Here is a 14,765-nt window from a genome sequence, read left to right as displayed (position 1 = left end):
TGAATCAATCCAGATCAGTCACGAGTGCCCAGTATGCAACTCCCGGACATGAATCTTCTGGTCGCCCTCGACGCCTTGCTCGACGAAGGCAGCGTGGTAGGCGCCGCGCGCCGCATGAATCTAAGCCCGGCAGCCATGAGCCGGACGTTGACGCGGATCCGCGAGGCCATCGGCGATCCGATCCTGGTACGTGCCGGCCGCGGCCTGGTGCCGACGCCCAAGGCATTGGCGTTGCGCGAACAGGTGCGGGAGGTGGTGGAGCAGGCCGCGTTGTTGTTCCGATCCGCTGATGACGTAGAGCTGGGCAGTTTGCGCCGACGCTTCAGCATTCGCGCCAACGATTTCTTTGTCGGGGTCTACGGCGGCAAGCTGTTCGACACCATGGAGCGGCAGGCGCCGCACTGCGAATTGCGCTTCGTTCCGGAGGGCGATGGGGATGACGAAGCGCTGCGTGAAGGGCGCATCGATTTAAGCGTCAGCAACAATCGGCCGTTGATGCCGGAAGTGAAGGTGCAGACCCTGTTCTCCACGCACTTTGTCGGCCTGGTGCGCGACGACCACCCGCTGTTTGATGAAGAGATCACCGCCGAACGCTATGCCGGGTTTTCTCACATCAGCGTGTCTCGTCGCGGCATCGCTCGCGGGCCGATTGATACGGCGCTCAATGCCTTGGGCCTGGAGCGCCGGGTTGCGGTGATAGCACCGAGTTTCCATGCGGCGATGTTTGCCTTGCCTGATTCCGATCTGATTCTGCCGGTGCCCAAGGAAGCGCTGTTGAGCGTGCGACGGCTGGGCTTGAAATTACGCTCGTTCACCCTGCCGATCCCGTTGCCGACCCTGATGCTGACCCAGGCCTGGCACCCGCGCTTCGACAAAGACCCGGCGCATCGCTGGATGCGAGAAACACTAAAAACCTGCTGCGACGAAACGTGGCTGGCTGCACAGCCGACTTCAGGTTGATCAAATGATTCCCTGTGGGAGCGAGCCTGCTCGCGATAACGGTAGATCAGACAAAGATGATGTTGAATGTAAGTGCCCCATCGCGTGCAGGCTCGCTCCCACAGGGGTTCTGCATTGCTGCATGGAACGCACTTATAACCTACCAATAAGTTGATTTTCGTCAGCTTCCACACTTCCTAAAATGCTTCGGTATTCAAATCCCGGAGCTTGCAGTCCATGACGTCCCTCACGGCCCCGGCCCCTCTCGCCACGGCCAGTCCCTCCACCATGACGCCACCGGTGTTCGGCCCGCGGATCATCATCGGTCTGGTGGGCGTGTTGCTGGCGGTGCTGGTGTCGGGTCTGAACGAGATGGTGACCAAGGTCGCTCTCGCCGACATTCGCGGCGCATTGGCCATCGGCTACGACGAAGGCACCTGGCTGGTCGCCAGTTACACCGCGACCTCGGTGGCCGCGATGGCATTCGCGCCGTGGTGTTCGGTGACGTTCTCGTTGCGGCGCTTCACCCTCTGCGCGATCAGCGTGTTCACGGTGTTGGGCGTGCTTTGTCCGTTCGCCCCGAACTACGAAAGCCTGCTGCTCATGCGCACTGTTCAAGGTCTGGCGGGCGGTGCCTTGCCGCCGATGTTGATGACCGTCGCCCTGCGTTTTTTGCCGGCCAACGTGAAGCTCTACGGCCTGGCCGGGTATGCCCTCACGGCCACCTTCGGTCCGGGGCTCGGCACGCCGCTGGCCGGGTTGTGGACCGAGCATGTCGGCTGGCAATGGACGTTCTGGCAAATCGTCGCGCCGTGCCTGATCGCCATGGCGGCGGTGGCCTACGGCTTACCCCAGGATCCGCTGCGCCTCGAGCGTTTCAGGCAGTTCAACTGGCGCGGATTACTGCTGGGGTTTCCGGCGATCTGCATGCTGGTGATCGGCATCCTGCAGGGCAATCGGCTGGACTGGTTCGAGTCGACGCTGATCTGTGGCTTGCTCGGCGGCGGGCTGGTGTTGCTGGTGCTGTTCCTGATCAACGAGTGGTCGCAGCCGATTCCGTTTTTCAAAATGCAGATGCTCGGCATCCGCAACCTGTCGTTTGCCTTGCTGACCCTGGCCGGCGTGCTGGTGATCTTGCTGGCGGTGATCATCATTCCGTCCAGTTACCTCGCGCAGGTTCAGGGTTATCGCCCGGTGCAGACGGCGCCGGTCATGTTGCTGGCGGCCCTGCCACAGTTGCTTGCGCTGCCCTTGGTGGCGGCGCTGTGCAACCTGCGCTGGGTCGATTGCCGCTGGGTGTTGGGGATCGGCCTGAGCATGCTGGCGCTGTCGTGCATCGGTGGCTCGCAGCTGACGTCGGTGTGGATTCGCGACGATTTCTACGTGCTGCAACTGCTGCAAATCTTCGGTCAGCCGATGGCGGTGTTGCCGCTGTTGATGCTCTCCACCGGCAGCATCAGTCCGATGGAAGGGCCGTTCGCTTCGGCATGGTTCAACACCGTAAAGGGTCTGTCGGCGGTGATCGCCACGGGTGTCATCGACGCGCTGACCACGTCAAGGCTGCACTTTCACTCGACCATGCTGGTGGACCGCCTCGGCAACTCGCCGCTGGCCGACAGCGACAGCGCGGGCCTTGCCCACCGGCTGCATGAGCAAGCCGTGGTGCTGACGGCCTCGGACCTTTATCTGTGCATGAGCGGCGTCGCGCTGGCGCTGATCCTGCTGATTTTCTGGCTGCCGACGCGAATCTATCCGCCGCGTGCACCGACATGAATGCTTCGCTGAAACAGAAGGTTTTTATGACTCAATCCAAGCAAAAAGTGGCCGTCGCAATTGTCGCCGTGATGGTGGTCGGCGTGCTGGTGTATCTGTTGGCGCCGGGGATTTTCGGCAAACGCACGCAACAGAACACCAATGACGCCTTTGTCTCTGCCGACTTCACCTTGGTCGTGCCCCGCGTTGCCGGGTTCATCAAGGAAGTGCTGGTGGAAGATAATCAACAGGTCCAGGCCGGGCAGTTGCTGGCGCTGATCGATGACCGGGATTTGCGCGCTGCCGCTCAGGCCGCGGATGCCGAAACGCTGGTGGCGCGGGCGCAACTGCAAAACGCCCGCGCAACCCTTGAGCGCCAGACGTCGGTGATTGCTCAGGCGCAAGCCACGGTCGTGTCGGCCAAGGCGGAAATGGCCTTCGCCGAACATGAATTGAACCGCTACAACCACCTTGCCCGTGTTGGCGCGGGGACGGTGCAGAACGCTCAGCAAGCCCGCACGCGTATCGATCAGGCCAGCGCCCGGTTGGCCAATGCGACGGCGGTGTTGGCGGCGGAACGCAAGCAAGTGGAAATCCTCACCGCCCAGCGCGATGCGGCAGACGGTGGGTTGAAACGCGCGCAAGCGGCGCTGGAAATGGCCAGCTTTGAGCTGTCCTATACGCGCATCGTCGCGCCGCAGGACGGCATGGTCGGCGAGCGCGCCGTGCGTGTCGGTGCGTATGTCACACCCGGCAGCAAGCTGCTGGCGGTGGTGCCATTGGCACAGGCTTATGTGGTCGCCAACTTTCAGGAAACCCAATTGACCGACGTGCAACCGGGGCAAGGCGTGCAGGTGCGCGTCGACAGCCTTGGCGGCGAAGCATTGCGCGGTCGCGTCGAGAGCATTGCGCCTGCCACCGGGGTGACCTTCGCGTCGATCAAACCGGACAACGCGACCGGTAACTTCACCAAGGTTGTGCAGCGGATTCCGGTGAAAATCGTCCTCGATCCGGGCCAGCCTCTGGCTGAGCGTTTGCGGGTGGGGATGTCGGTGGAGGCGAGTATTGATACGGCTGACACCGGTGAGCATGAGGTTGCTCAGCGATGAAAATGTTTGTTAACCGGGCTGGCCCCATCGCCGGCAAGCCGGTCTCGCTCCCACAGTGGATTTACGCAACGACCACAATCTCAGCACAAATGGAGATCCCCTGTGTGCGAACCTGCTCGCGAAGAGGCCGTCTGCCTCAACTGACCTTTTGTGCCTTGTTGGTCATGAGCCTCACCGCCTGCACAGTCGGCCCTGATTTTCAGAAGCCTCAAACCCGGCAAGTGGCCGGGTGGTCGAAACCGTCGAAAGCCGCCGCCAGCGAAGTGATAACCGCTGACATGGACGAACACTGGTGGGACGTTTTCCAAGACCCGAAACTGTCGGCCCTGACCCAGCGCGCACTGACCGACAACCTCGACCTGAAACTCGCCAGCAGCCGCTTGCAGCAAAGCCGCGCTGCGCGCCAGGTGATCACCGCCGAACGCTATCCCAACACCGCCGCCACCGGCAGCTACGGGCGCAAACGCAACAGCGGTGAAGGCCTGAGCGATCCGTCGGGGCACAACGGTGACTCGGCGTTTAACCTGTGGGACGCAGGTTTCTCGGCCTCCTGGGAACTGGATTTCTGGGGCCGTGTGCGGCGCGAAACCGAAGCGGCTGATGCCACCCTTGAGGTCGCGGAAAACGACCAGCGCGGTGTGCTGTTGTCGGTGCTCGCCGAAACCGCCCAGGACTACATTCAACTGCGTGGGGTGCAGAGCACACGAGCCGTCACCGAGCAGAACCTCGATGTCGCCCGCCATAGCCTGAAGCTGTCGCAACTGCGCCTGGCCGACGGTGTCGCCACCGACCTGGATGTCGCCGAAGCCGCCGCGCAAGTCGCGGCTATCGAATCGCGCTTGCCGGCGCTGGAGCAACGCCAATCGCAACTGATCAATGCCCTGAGCCTGTTAATGGGCGAACCGCCGCAAGCGCTGCACGTCGAGTTGTCCACCGACGCGCCAGTGCCACAAACCCCGCAGCAGGTCGCCATCGGCCTGCCGTCGCAACTGGCCGAACGCCGCCCGGACATTCGGCAGGCCGAAGCCCGTTTGCATGCCGCCACCGCGAACATTGGCGTGGCCAAGGGCGATTTCTATCCGCGTATCACCCTGTCGGGCAACCTCGGTTCGCAAGCCATGCAACTGAGCGATTTCGGCTCGTGGGGCTCACGTGCTTTTGGCATCGGCCCGCAATTCAGCCTGCCGTTGTTCGACGGCGGGCGCCTGCGCGGCGTGTTGAACCTGCGTGAAGCGCAACAACAAGAAGCCGCCATCGCCTACCAGCAAACCGTGCTGCGCGCCTGGCACGAAATCGACGATCAACTGAGCGCCTACAACGCCAGCCAACTGCGCCGCGACAGCCTCGCCGAAGCCGTGCGCCAAAACCGAATCGCCCTGCGCGCCGCGCAACAGCAGTACGTGGAAGGCGTGGTGGATTTCGTCAATGTCCTCACCGTGCAAGGCGAGTTGCTGGCGACGCAGCAGCAATGGGTCGAGAGCTCGACCGGGGTGTCGCTGGCGATGGTGGGGTTGTACAAGGCGTTGGGTGGGGGATGGGAGTCGGTGTATCCGCTGTCGGTGCAGCGCTGAGTGAAATAGGGAACCTGAAAGTAGGAATCGTCCTGTTTTTTTTGTGTGGGCATTGTCCAGGCCATTCGAGCGTTAGCATTTTCGCGAATTCCTTGAGCAAGGTTGCGCACTTCTATGATCGTCAGTTCCGGTAAGCCCTTTTCAGTTGAACTGCTGGAAACATCGCCAAAGCGTCCAGCCTTTTATGTCGTTGGCCAAAGCAAGTTTGCGCTGCTGTTTGTCTCGACATTCGGTTTGTACTGGACCTATTGGACCTATAAAAACTGGAGGCTTTACCGTGCTGCCACCGGCAATAAGGTTCTGCCATTGGTACGCACAGTTACGGGTGTTTTTTTTGTGTACTCGCTCTTTATGAAAGTCGACCGACGAATACTCGCTTCAGGCCGACAATACCGCTGGTATCCACGCAGCCTGGCGCTGGCTGTGATCCTGGCAGCGTGTGCGGGTGCAACGCGGGTATGGGTTCTGGACGCGCACGTCAGCTTCGCTTTGTTTCTATTGGTTTTGCTCTTGCTGACCTGTTGCCTCATGCGCGTGCAAGCGGCAATCAATTTCTCGGAGTATGGTGTTGAAGAGCCGGTTAACTCGACGCTGACGTTCGCTAACGGTATCTGGGTAGGTCTGGGATTGAGCTGGTGGGGGTTGGTGATACTCACCTTCTATTTTCTTGTGCAGGGCGGACCGTTAGAGGGTGCAACTCCGTGAAACTCCCTGAGGATGTGTGAACCTCGTGGGCAAGGAAGGGCGGATGGCTGCTGTGAGTCAGGTCAACTCGATGGCGCAGCGATGGCTCCGGTCGATGCGGGTTGTTGCCGATCCTGATCCTCGCCGCCGTCGTTCGTCTCTATGGCCTCACTGACTCGGCCATCTGGTGCGATGAAGGCTCCAGCCTGCTGTTGAGCCAATACTCACCCGCGCTGACCTGGTTTCACGCGCCCGGCGTGGTGGCTAGCCAACGTCGCCATCGTCGCGCTCTATATGCCGTGGATTCCCAGTCTGGTGGATCAACTGCAGCACCTGGAGCAACTCAAGCTCGGCGGGGATGTGGGCTGGATCGAGCCGGAAACCCTCACGTCGATGCCGTCGGTCCTCTGGCAATTTCTGACCTATGACGAAGGCCTTGGGCTCCCGGGGCTAGTCTTTGTCCTGTTGCCGCTGGTGGTGGGTGACGATGTTGATCCTTCGAGCGGACCGCAGCGAATACCGATTCAACGCACTGATTGCGGCGTACACGCTCGTCCCGTTGCTGGTGATTGCGCTGGCCTCGCTGGCGACCCCGCTGTTGGTGGATCGTTACCTGATGTTTGCGGCGCCGGGCTTGCCGATCATTCTGGCCATAGCGCTTGATCGGCTCGCCGAGCTCTACCGGGTGTGGGCGCTGGCGGGGTTGCTGCTGGTAATCGGCGTGCAAGGTGTCGGACTGAAGAACATTTACACCACCGCTCCGGATCGAATCGATCGAATGGTCGACTACGTGAACCAGCAGTACGTCGCCGGAGATCGCATCGTGGTCAGCGATCTGTTCTGGTACTTCAGTTACGTCTATTACAACCGCACGGCTGCTGCGCCGATGCTTTACACGCCGCCGCAGCCCGACGGACGCTCGGGTCGCCCCAATGCATACGGATTTGGCACGTTGGTCGAGGACAGTGGCGAAAAAATCTACCTCGATACACTGACGGACTTACCGCGTGGCACCGGGCGTGTCTGGCTGATCAGCAGCAGCGAAGCACCTTATGATTTCGCGCCGGTACCCAGTGGCTGGAAAGCCATCGATGAGCTGAAAGTCGACGACACGCTGGCGCGGCTGTACGCGATCTGTCCGGACGAGGGTTGTCCTTAAGGTTTCGACAAATCCGCCATGCCCTTGAGCAGCTCGATTGGCAGTGGAAAGACGATGGTCGAACTCTTGTCCCCGGCAATCGAGCTCAGGGTCTGCATGTACCGCAGCTGCATGGCGCCCGGCTGACGTCCGAGCATTTCGGCGGCCTGCATGAGCTTTTCCGAAGCTTGCAATTCGCCTTCGGCGTGGATGACCTTGGCCCGACGTTCACGCTCGGCTTCCGCCTGCTTGGCGATGGCGCGGACCATCGATTCGTTGAGGTCCACGTGTTTGATTTCGACGTTGGCGACCTTGATGCCCCAGGCGTCGGTCTGGGCATCGAGCACTTGCTGGATGTCGATGTTCAACCGTTCGCGTTCGGCCAGCAGTTCATCGAGTTCGTGTTTGCCGAGCACTGCGCGCAGGGTGGTCTGGGCCAGTTGGCTGGTGGCCATCAGGAAATCTTCGACCTGGATGATCGCTTTCTGCGGGTCGAGCACTCGGAAGTACAGCACCGCGTTGACCTTGACCGAGACGTTGTCGCGGGTGATCACGTCTTGCGGCGGCACATCGAGCACCACGGTACGCAAATCGACGCGAACCATTTGCTGCACCACGGGAATCAGCAGGATCAGGCCAGGGCCTTTGACTTGCCAGAAACGACCGAGCTGGAACACCACCCCGCGCTCGTATTCGCGCAGGATGCGAAACGTCGATCCCGCCAGCGCAATCACCAACAACAGCAGCGCGGCAAAACCCAATTGCAGGCCCATGGTTATTCTCCACCCGGCGCCGCGTCAGCCGCGGCCACTTTCAGCACTAATCCCTTGCGTGCCACCACCCGGACCTGTTGCCCGGGTTGCAGTGGCGTGGCGCTGAGTACTTGCCACTGCTCGCCTTGCAGATGCACCCAGCCGTTGCAGGCATTGCCCGGCTGCAACGACATCACCGGGGTCACGCTGCCAACCAGTCCGGCATCGCCGCTGACGGTCTGGCGCGGACGGGTCTTCAGCGCGTGGATGAGCAGGAAGATCAGCAGCAATGCACTGATCAGTCCCAGGCCGATCATCAATGGCACAGGCACCTCGGTGTTGGTCAGGATCACCGCGCCAATGACGAACATCACGATGCCACCCAAGCCGATCACGCCGTAGTTGGGCAAGGCAGCTTCGGCGATCAGAAACGCGACGCCGAAGGTGATCAGCCAGATCCCCATGGGGTTGGGAATCAGCACGATGGTGTCGGCCGCGAACGCCGATCCGCTCAAGGCCAACAGCAATGCAAGTGCACAGCAACGAATGTTCACTTGGCCCTCCTTGTAGGTGCGAGCTTGCTCGCGATGAACCTGAGAGCGCCTCGCCCATCCATTCAGTCCGCATTCCCGATAACGCCCATCGCTAAATACAGTCTAGTCGAGCAATGGGTTGTACGATTTTTAGTCAATTTTCGACATTGTTCCGGTGGGCAGATTTCCCACGCGGTGTCGTCATCAGGCCTAGACTTTTCAGTGGTGAGAAAAGGTTTATTCATCGTCCGCAACGTTGTCGCGGACACCGAGGTGCATCATGCGTATGGCAAGAACCGTGCAGAGAAGCCTGGAAAAGGCGCGCTGCGAATTTGACATCGTTACCCACCCTCACTCGGCCAGCAGCCTTGAAACGGCGCGTGTCGCGGGCATTCCTGCCGAACGGGTGGCCAAATCGGTGATTCTTGACGATCACCACGGCCATTACTTGATGGCCGTGCTGCCGGCGAGTCGTCACCTGGATCTGAGCAAAGTGCGCAGCAGCGGCGAATGGCAGGTCTCCCGGGAAAGCAATCTGCCGCACCTGTTCGATGATTGCGAACGTGGCGCGGTGCCGGCCCTGGGCGAGGCCTATGGGCTGGACGTGGTTATTGACCCACTGCTGACCCGGCAGAAAGACATTTATCTGGAAGCCGGCAACCACACCAACCTGCTGCACATGAACATGCCGGAGTTTCTGAAAATGGTGCCGCATGCCGAAGTGCGGGAGTTGAGCTATTAGTTTTTGCGGCGTCCGTTACATCGCCTTCGCGGGCAAGCCACGCTCCCACAGGGATCTCGCCATTCCTGTGGGAGCGTGGATTGCCCGCGATTGACTGCGCAGCAGTCGCCCATCCTTTGCCATTCCCAAGGAGCCCGACATGGAATCCCCAACCCACAGCCTCCCCTCCCTGTTCAAACAACTCGGCCTGCCGGATGACGCCGAAAGCATCGATAAATTCATCGCTACCCACTCACCGCTCAAACCGGAATTGCATTTGGCCGATGCTTTTTTCTGGAGCGAGAGCCAGGCGCAGTTTTTGCGCGACGATATTCTCGATGACGCGGATTGGGCGGAAGTGGTGGATCAGTTGGATGTGCTGTTGCGAAAAGGACGCGGTGGTTAAAAATCGATCATCTGCCTAAGAATTGTTTCAAAACTTGACCAACTTCCCCCTCCAATGACATATTGATAGTTAGCAAACTAACAGTGTGTCTTTTCTCTCGTGTCAAAAAACCTCGACGCTCTCCAGATGAACATCAGCAGCTCCATGGTGGTGGCCGCCCGGCATTGGCGGAAGATCTGCCAGACCACGCTGGTCAACTATGGAATCTCCGAAGCCTGCGCCGTCCCGTTGTTGATGATCGGCCGGTTAGGCGAGGGTGTGCGGCAGGTGACGGTGGCGCAGGCGGCCGGGATGGAGAGCCCGTCGCTGGTGCGGCTGCTCGATCAGCTGTGTCATGCCGGCTACGTTCGTCGCACCGAAGATGCGCAGGACCGCCGCGCCAAATGCCTGAGCCTGACTGACACCGGTCGGGAACTGGTGCAGGCCGTTGAAATCGAGTTGGTGCGCTTGCGCAATGAAGTGCTGGAAGGGATCGCCCCGAGTGATCTGGAAGCAGCGTTGCGGGTATTGAAAGCGTTTGAAGCGGCCGGTGCTCCGTCGTTGGTGAACCCTTGAGCGGATTTTTTACCGGCGTTCCTCCGGCGCGAGACTGGTTCTACGGTGTGCGCACTTTCGCGGCGTCGATGATTGCGTTGTACATCGCCATGCTCATGCAAATGCCGCGTCCGTACTGGGCGATGGCCACGGTCTACATCGTTTCCAGCCCCTTCGTCGGCCCGACCAGTTCCAAGGCGCTGTACCGCGCAGTCGGTACATTGATGGGCGCGGCGGCGGCGGTGTTTTTTGTGCCGATGTTTGTCCAGAGCCCTTATGTGCTGGTGGTGGTCATCGCGCTGTGGACCGGGATTCTGCTGTTCCTGTCGCTGCACCTGCGCACCGCCAACAGTTACGCATTGATGCTCGCCGGTTACACGCTGCCGCTGATCGCCTTGCCCGTGGTCGATAACCCCCTGGCGGTGTGGGATGTGGCTGAAGCGCGGACTGAGGAGATCTTCCTCGGCATCGCCGTCGCGGCAGTGGTTGGTGCGATGTTCTGGCCACGGCGGCTGGCGCCGGTGTTCAACGACTCGGTGAACAAATGGTTCACCGATGCCTCGACCTACAGTCTGCGATTCCTAAACCGCAACGTGCAGCCCGATGAAGTCAGCGCGCTGCGTTCGGCGATGGTTGCGACATTCAATACGCTGGAGTTGATGATCGGTCAGCTACCCCACGAAGGTGCGCGCCCGCAAACCGTGCGCAACACCAAGGAACTGCGCGGGCGAATGATTCATTTGCTGCCGGTAATCGATGCCCTCGACGATGCGCTCTACGCCCTCGAACGCCGCACGCCGGAGCTTGTGGATAAGTTCGCGCCGTTGCTGGCAGCGACCACTGAATGGCTCGACCACAAAGACGCCAGCCTCGACCGCTGGCAAACGCTGAAAGATCAACTCGAAGCGCTGCAACCGTCCGCCGAAGCGCTGGATGATCGCAAGCAACTGCTGTTCTCCAACGCGCTGTATCGCCTCGGCGAATGGATCGATCTGTGGCAAGACTGCCGCAGTCTGCAATGCGCGATTCAGTGCGAAAGCCAGGACAGCTGGCGCGCGGTGTATCGGCACTGGCGCCTCGGTCGCCTGTCGCCGTTTCTCGACCGTGGGCTGATGCTTTATTCGGCGACGTCCACCGTCACCGCGATCATCGTCGCCTCGGTATTGTGGATTCTGCTCGGCTGGACCGACGGCGGCGCTGCGGTGATTCTGGCGGCGGTGGCGTGCAGTTTTTTCGCCTCGATGGACGACCCGGCGCCGCAGATTTACCGGTTCTTTTTCTGGACGGCGATGTCGGTGCTGTTCGCCAGCCTTTACCTGTTTCTGGTGCTGCCTAACCTGCATGACTTCCCGATGCTGGTGCTGGCGTTCGCCGTGCCGTTCATTTGCATCGGCACCCTGACGGTCAAGCCGCAGTTTTACCTGGGCATGCTGCTGACGCTGGTCAACACCTCGTCCTTCATCAGTATTCAGGGCGCTTACGACGCGGATTTCCTGAGCTTCGCCAACTCCAACCTGGCGGGCCCGGTCGGTTTGCTGTTTGCGTTTGTCTGGACCCTGATCGCCCGGCCGTTCGGCGCGGAACTGGCGGCCAAGCGCCTGACCCGTTTCAGTTGGCGCGACATCGTCAGCCTGACCGAGCCGGCCTCCCTGGCCGAACATCGCCGCTTGGGTGTGCAGGTACTTGACCGTTTGATGCAGCATTTGCCGCGCCTGGCCATGACCGGCCAGGACACCGGCGTCGCGTTGCGCGAAGTGCGCGTGGCGCTGAACGTGCTCGACCTGCTGGCCTACACGCCGCGTGTGCTCGGCGTACCGCAAACATTGCTGCACCAAGTCGTGGCCGAGGTCGGCGAGTACTTCAAAGCCTGCCTCAAGGCCGGCGAGCGTTTGCCGGCACCGAGTGCGTTGTTGATGACGATGGACCGCGCGCGCCGCGCCCTGAACCCCGAGTGCGATGACGGCGCCCGTCTGCACCTGCTGCACGCCTTGAGTGGCTTGCGTCTGGCATTGCTGCCCGGGGTGGAATTCCTCGGCACCGGCGACCTCGAAGAACCGCTTCCCCATGGCATCGATGGAGCGCCTTTATGATCGGTGATCTGGATATCAGCGGGGTGTTCCTGCCTACGCTGCTGGTGCTGATGGGCATTACGTATGTGATTTACCTGCTGGTGCACGGGCTGCTGACGCGCCTGCACTTTTACCGTCTGGTCTGGCACCGGGCATTGTTCAACGTGGCTCTCTACGCCTTGCTGCTCGGCGCTGTGGACTCACTCAGTCGATACCTGATGACATGAAAAAACCTTTTTTGACCCTCGGCCGTGTGGTCCTGACCCTGTTGATCGTGACCTTCGGCGTGGTCGTGGTCTGGCGCATGGTGATGTATTACATGTTCGCGCCGTGGACCCGTGACGGGCACATCCGCGCCGACATCGTGCAGATCGCCCCGGACGTGTCCGGGCTGATTCAGCAAGTCGACGTGCGCGACAACCAATTGGTGAAACGCGGCCAAGTGCTGTTCAGCATCGATCAGGACCGTTTCAAACTCGCGCTGCGTCAGGCCAAAGCGGCGGTCGCCGACCGTCAGGAAACCCTGGCGCAGGCGCAACGCGAAGCCAAGCGTAACCGCGGCCTCGGCAATCTGGTGCCGGGCGAGCAACTGGAAGAGAGCCAATCACGAGTCGCCCGCGCCGAAGTGGCGTTGATGGAAGCGCAAGTGGCAGTGGATAGCGCCCAGCTCAACCTCGACCGCTCGACCATCCGCAGCCCGGTGGACGGCTACGTCAACGACCGGGCGCCCCGTACGCAGGAATTCGTCACCGCCGGGCGCCCGGTATTGTCGGTGGTGGACAGCAATTCGTTTCACATCGACGGCTATTTCGAGGAAACCAAACTGGACGGCATTCATGTCGGCCAGTCGGTTGATATCCGCGTGATTGGCGACCGCGCTCGCCTGCGCGGGCACGTGGAAAGCATCGTCGCCGGCATCGAAGACCGCGACCGCAGCAGCGGCAGCAACTTGCTGCCCAACGTCAACCCGGCGTTCAGCTGGGTGCGGCTGGCCCAGCGGATTCCGGTGCGGATCGCCTTCGATGACGTGCCGTCGGACTTCCGAATGATTGCCGGGCGCACCGCGACGGTGTCGATCATCGACGACCAGCAGCAGGAGCCGGGCAAATGAGCAGGGCCTCGGGTTTGGCGGTGGCCGGATTAGGCCTGCTGCTGTCGGCGTGTCAGGTGGTCGGGCCGGATTATCACCTGCCGGACGAGGCCGCCGTGCACCGGGAAGACGTTCAGGGTGACTTGGCGGTGAACGGCAAAAATGTCATTTCTGCGCCGGTGCCGAGCGATTGGTGGCGCCTGTATCAAGATCCGCGACTGGATCAGTTGGTGCAGCAAGCCATGGCGTCCAACACTGACTTGCGCGTGGCCGCCGCAAACCTGTCCCGCGCCCGCGCGCAGGTTGATGAAGCCCAGGCCGCAGGAGGCTGGAGTGGCGGCGTAAAGCTCGGCGCCCAGCGTTTGCAGGAGTCCGGCGAAGCCTTCCTGCTGCCGGAAAAAGTGCCGGTGGCTAACGTCGGCGACATCGGCATTACCACCTCGTACCAATTCGACCTGTTCGGCACCTTGCAGCGCGGGATCGAGGCCGCCAAGGCCAATGCCGATGCGACGCAAGCGGCGGCGGATACGGCGCGAATCACCTTGGTGGCCGACGTCGTCCGGGCCTACACCCAAGTGTGCGCGGCCAATGAAGAGCGGGAAATCGCACAGCATTCCCTCGACCTGCAAGCCCAAGGCACCTCGCTGATCCAGCGTTTGCGCGATGCGGGGCGTGGCGATGAAACCCAGGTCACCCGCTCGCAAACCCAATTCAAATCCCTGCGCGCCGACATGCCGCGTTATGAAGCGGCGCGTCAGGCGGGATTGTTCCGTTTGTCGATGTTGTTGGCCAAACCGGTCGACCAATTGCCGACCGGTACCGCCACGTGCGCCGAATTGCCGAAAATCGCGCAATTATTGCCGGTCGGTAACGGCGTTACCTTGCTCAAGCGCCGGCCCGATGTGCGTCAGGCCGAGCGCCGACTGGCCGCCGCGACCGCTGGTATCGGCATCGCCACCGGCGAGTTGTACCCGGACATCAGCATCGGCGCGACCGTCGGCACCGTCGGTATTCTGGAGAATCTCGGCAAACCCGCGACCAACCGCTGGGGCTTCGGTCCATTGCTGACCTGGACCGTGCCGTCCAATGGCTCCCGGGCGCGAATCCGCGAGGCAGAAGCGGCGACCCAAGGCGCCCTGGCGCATTTCGATGGCGTGGTGCTCAACGCCATTCGCGAGACACAAACCGGTCTGGCCCAGTATTCCGCGTTGCTGCAACGCCGCGATGCGTTGGCGGATGCCGAGCAGTCGGCGCAATTGGCTGCGGACCAGACCCACCGCTTTTTCACGGCCGGTCGCGAATCGTTCCTGGCCGATCTGCAAGCCACGCGCACCTACACCGATGTGCGGGCGCAACTGGCCTCTGCCAACACCCAGGTTGCCATGAGCCAGATCGATTTGTTCCTGGCTCTGGGCGGTGGCTGGGAAAGCGGACGAACGCAAGCGACGAACACCAGCAAACCCTGAG

The 14,765-nt window shown here is 61.3% G+C and carries 15 protein-coding genes; 13 read left to right on the top strand and 2 right to left on the bottom strand.

Translation table 11 applies throughout. The annotated features are described in order from the left end of the window. Positions 1 to 33: 33 nt before the first annotated feature. The 6 genes from F8N43_RS21870 to F8N43_RS21845 all read left to right on the top strand — a co-directional run bounded on the left by F8N43_RS21870 (position 34) and on the right by F8N43_RS21845 (position 7,214). The gene (locus F8N43_RS21870; RefSeq protein WP_150632942.1) at positions 34 to 960 is read left to right on the top strand and encodes a LysR family transcriptional regulator; all 927 of its coding nucleotides are present in this window, start codon (positions 34 to 36) and stop codon (positions 958 to 960) included. Positions 961 to 1,176: 216 nt separating this feature from the next. Further along, on the top strand, positions 1,177 to 2,712 hold the full coding sequence (locus tag F8N43_RS21865; RefSeq protein ID WP_150654352.1) for an MFS transporter: 1,536 nt from the start codon (positions 1,177 to 1,179) through the stop codon (positions 2,710 to 2,712). 26 nt (positions 2,713 to 2,738) lie between these two features. Further along, positions 2,739 to 3,800, top strand: coding sequence for an HlyD family secretion protein (locus F8N43_RS21860; protein ID WP_150654351.1), 1,062 nt, complete (start codon positions 2,739 to 2,741; stop codon positions 3,798 to 3,800). Positions 3,801 to 3,964: 164 nt separating this feature from the next. Beyond that, the gene (locus tag F8N43_RS21855; RefSeq protein ID WP_412072596.1) at positions 3,965 to 5,371 is read left to right on the top strand and encodes an efflux transporter outer membrane subunit; all 1,407 of its coding nucleotides are present in this window, start codon (positions 3,965 to 3,967) and stop codon (positions 5,369 to 5,371) included. A gap of 114 nt (positions 5,372 to 5,485) precedes the next feature. Beyond that, positions 5,486 to 6,076 (top strand): hypothetical protein, encoded by a 591-nt coding sequence (locus F8N43_RS21850; protein ID WP_150654349.1) that lies wholly within the window; start codon positions 5,486 to 5,488, stop codon positions 6,074 to 6,076. Positions 6,077 to 6,542: 466 nt separating this feature from the next. Beyond that, complete coding sequence (locus tag F8N43_RS21845) at positions 6,543 to 7,214, top strand: hypothetical protein (protein WP_150654348.1); 672 nt, start codon at positions 6,543 to 6,545, stop codon at positions 7,212 to 7,214. Here F8N43_RS21845 and F8N43_RS21840 read toward each other — a convergent pair. Next, entirely contained in the window at positions 7,211 to 7,966 is a 756-nt protein-coding gene (locus tag F8N43_RS21840; RefSeq protein ID WP_008034707.1) for a slipin family protein, read from the bottom strand. The two genes, F8N43_RS21845 and F8N43_RS21840, sit on opposite strands and share 4 nt — an antisense overlap. 2 nt (positions 7,967 to 7,968) lie before the next feature. After that, the gene (locus F8N43_RS21835; RefSeq protein ID WP_150654347.1) at positions 7,969 to 8,499 is read right to left on the bottom strand and encodes an NfeD family protein; all 531 of its coding nucleotides are present in this window, start codon (positions 8,497 to 8,499) and stop codon (positions 7,969 to 7,971) included. Between the two features lie 259 nt (positions 8,500 to 8,758). Between F8N43_RS21835 and F8N43_RS21830 the strand changes: the two genes are divergently transcribed. The 7 genes from F8N43_RS21830 to F8N43_RS21800 all read left to right on the top strand — a co-directional run bounded on the left by F8N43_RS21830 (position 8,759) and on the right by F8N43_RS21800 (position 14,764). Continuing rightward, a complete protein-coding gene (locus F8N43_RS21830; RefSeq protein WP_150632935.1) occupies positions 8,759 to 9,220 on the top strand; it encodes an aminoacyl-tRNA deacylase in 462 nt (153 codons plus the stop codon). 139 nt (positions 9,221 to 9,359) lie between these two features. Further along, on the top strand, positions 9,360 to 9,605 hold the full coding sequence (locus F8N43_RS21825) for a DUF2789 domain-containing protein (RefSeq protein WP_150632934.1): 246 nt from the start codon (positions 9,360 to 9,362) through the stop codon (positions 9,603 to 9,605). A gap of 126 nt (positions 9,606 to 9,731) precedes the next feature. Continuing rightward, entirely contained in the window at positions 9,732 to 10,160 is a 429-nt protein-coding gene (locus F8N43_RS21820; protein WP_150632933.1) for a MarR family winged helix-turn-helix transcriptional regulator, read from the top strand. Further along, positions 10,157 to 12,229: an FUSC family protein gene (locus tag F8N43_RS21815; RefSeq protein WP_150654346.1), complete on the top strand. Its 2,073-nt coding sequence runs from the start codon at positions 10,157 to 10,159 to the stop codon at positions 12,227 to 12,229. The genes F8N43_RS21820 and F8N43_RS21815 overlap by 4 nt, the downstream gene beginning before the upstream one ends. Beyond that, entirely contained in the window at positions 12,226 to 12,435 is a 210-nt protein-coding gene (locus F8N43_RS21810; RefSeq protein WP_008034684.1) for a DUF1656 domain-containing protein, read from the top strand. The genes F8N43_RS21815 and F8N43_RS21810 overlap by 4 nt, the downstream gene beginning before the upstream one ends. Further along, positions 12,432 to 13,319, top strand: coding sequence for an HlyD family secretion protein (locus F8N43_RS21805; protein WP_150654345.1), 888 nt, complete (start codon positions 12,432 to 12,434; stop codon positions 13,317 to 13,319). The genes F8N43_RS21810 and F8N43_RS21805 overlap by 4 nt, the downstream gene beginning before the upstream one ends. Then, on the top strand, positions 13,316 to 14,764 hold the full coding sequence (locus F8N43_RS21800; RefSeq protein ID WP_150654344.1) for an efflux transporter outer membrane subunit: 1,449 nt from the start codon (positions 13,316 to 13,318) through the stop codon (positions 14,762 to 14,764). The genes F8N43_RS21805 and F8N43_RS21800 overlap by 4 nt, the downstream gene beginning before the upstream one ends. Position 14,765: the final 1 nt, after the last annotated feature.

This window comes from Pseudomonas fluorescens, assembly GCF_902498065.1.
Classification (GTDB): Bacteria; Pseudomonadota; Gammaproteobacteria; order Pseudomonadales; family Pseudomonadaceae; genus Aquipseudomonas; species Aquipseudomonas fluorescens_BJ.
Note: the sequence above shows the minus strand (reverse complement) of the source record. Positions and strands in the feature narration are given on the sequence as shown.

Bases quoted from the DNA above. Each gene is read 5' to 3' on its own strand.
- F8N43_RS21870 (WP_150632942.1), top strand. From the start codon at position 34: ATGCAACTCCCGGACATGAATCTTCTGGTCGCCCTCGACGCCTTGCTC.
- F8N43_RS21865 (WP_150654352.1), top strand. From the start codon at position 1,177: ATGACGTCCCTCACGGCCCCGGCCCCTCTCGCCACGGCCAGTCCCTCC.
- F8N43_RS21860 (WP_150654351.1), top strand. From the start codon at position 2,739: ATGACTCAATCCAAGCAAAAAGTGGCCGTCGCAATTGTCGCCGTGATG.
- F8N43_RS21855 (WP_412072596.1), top strand. From the start codon at position 3,965: ATGAGCCTCACCGCCTGCACAGTCGGCCCTGATTTTCAGAAGCCTCAA.
- F8N43_RS21850 (WP_150654349.1), top strand. From the start codon at position 5,486: ATGATCGTCAGTTCCGGTAAGCCCTTTTCAGTTGAACTGCTGGAAACA.
- F8N43_RS21845 (WP_150654348.1), top strand. From the start codon at position 6,543: ATGTTGATCCTTCGAGCGGACCGCAGCGAATACCGATTCAACGCACTG.
- F8N43_RS21840 (WP_008034707.1), bottom strand. From the start codon at position 7,966: ATGGGCCTGCAATTGGGTTTTGCCGCGCTGCTGTTGTTGGTGATTGCG.
- F8N43_RS21830 (WP_150632935.1), top strand. From the start codon at position 8,759: ATGCGTATGGCAAGAACCGTGCAGAGAAGCCTGGAAAAGGCGCGCTGC.
- F8N43_RS21825 (WP_150632934.1), top strand. From the start codon at position 9,360: ATGGAATCCCCAACCCACAGCCTCCCCTCCCTGTTCAAACAACTCGGC.
- F8N43_RS21820 (WP_150632933.1), top strand. From the start codon at position 9,732: ATGAACATCAGCAGCTCCATGGTGGTGGCCGCCCGGCATTGGCGGAAG.
- F8N43_RS21810 (WP_008034684.1), top strand. From the start codon at position 12,226: ATGATCGGTGATCTGGATATCAGCGGGGTGTTCCTGCCTACGCTGCTG.
- F8N43_RS21805 (WP_150654345.1), top strand. From the start codon at position 12,432: ATGAAAAAACCTTTTTTGACCCTCGGCCGTGTGGTCCTGACCCTGTTG.
- F8N43_RS21800 (WP_150654344.1), top strand. From the start codon at position 13,316: ATGAGCAGGGCCTCGGGTTTGGCGGTGGCCGGATTAGGCCTGCTGCTG.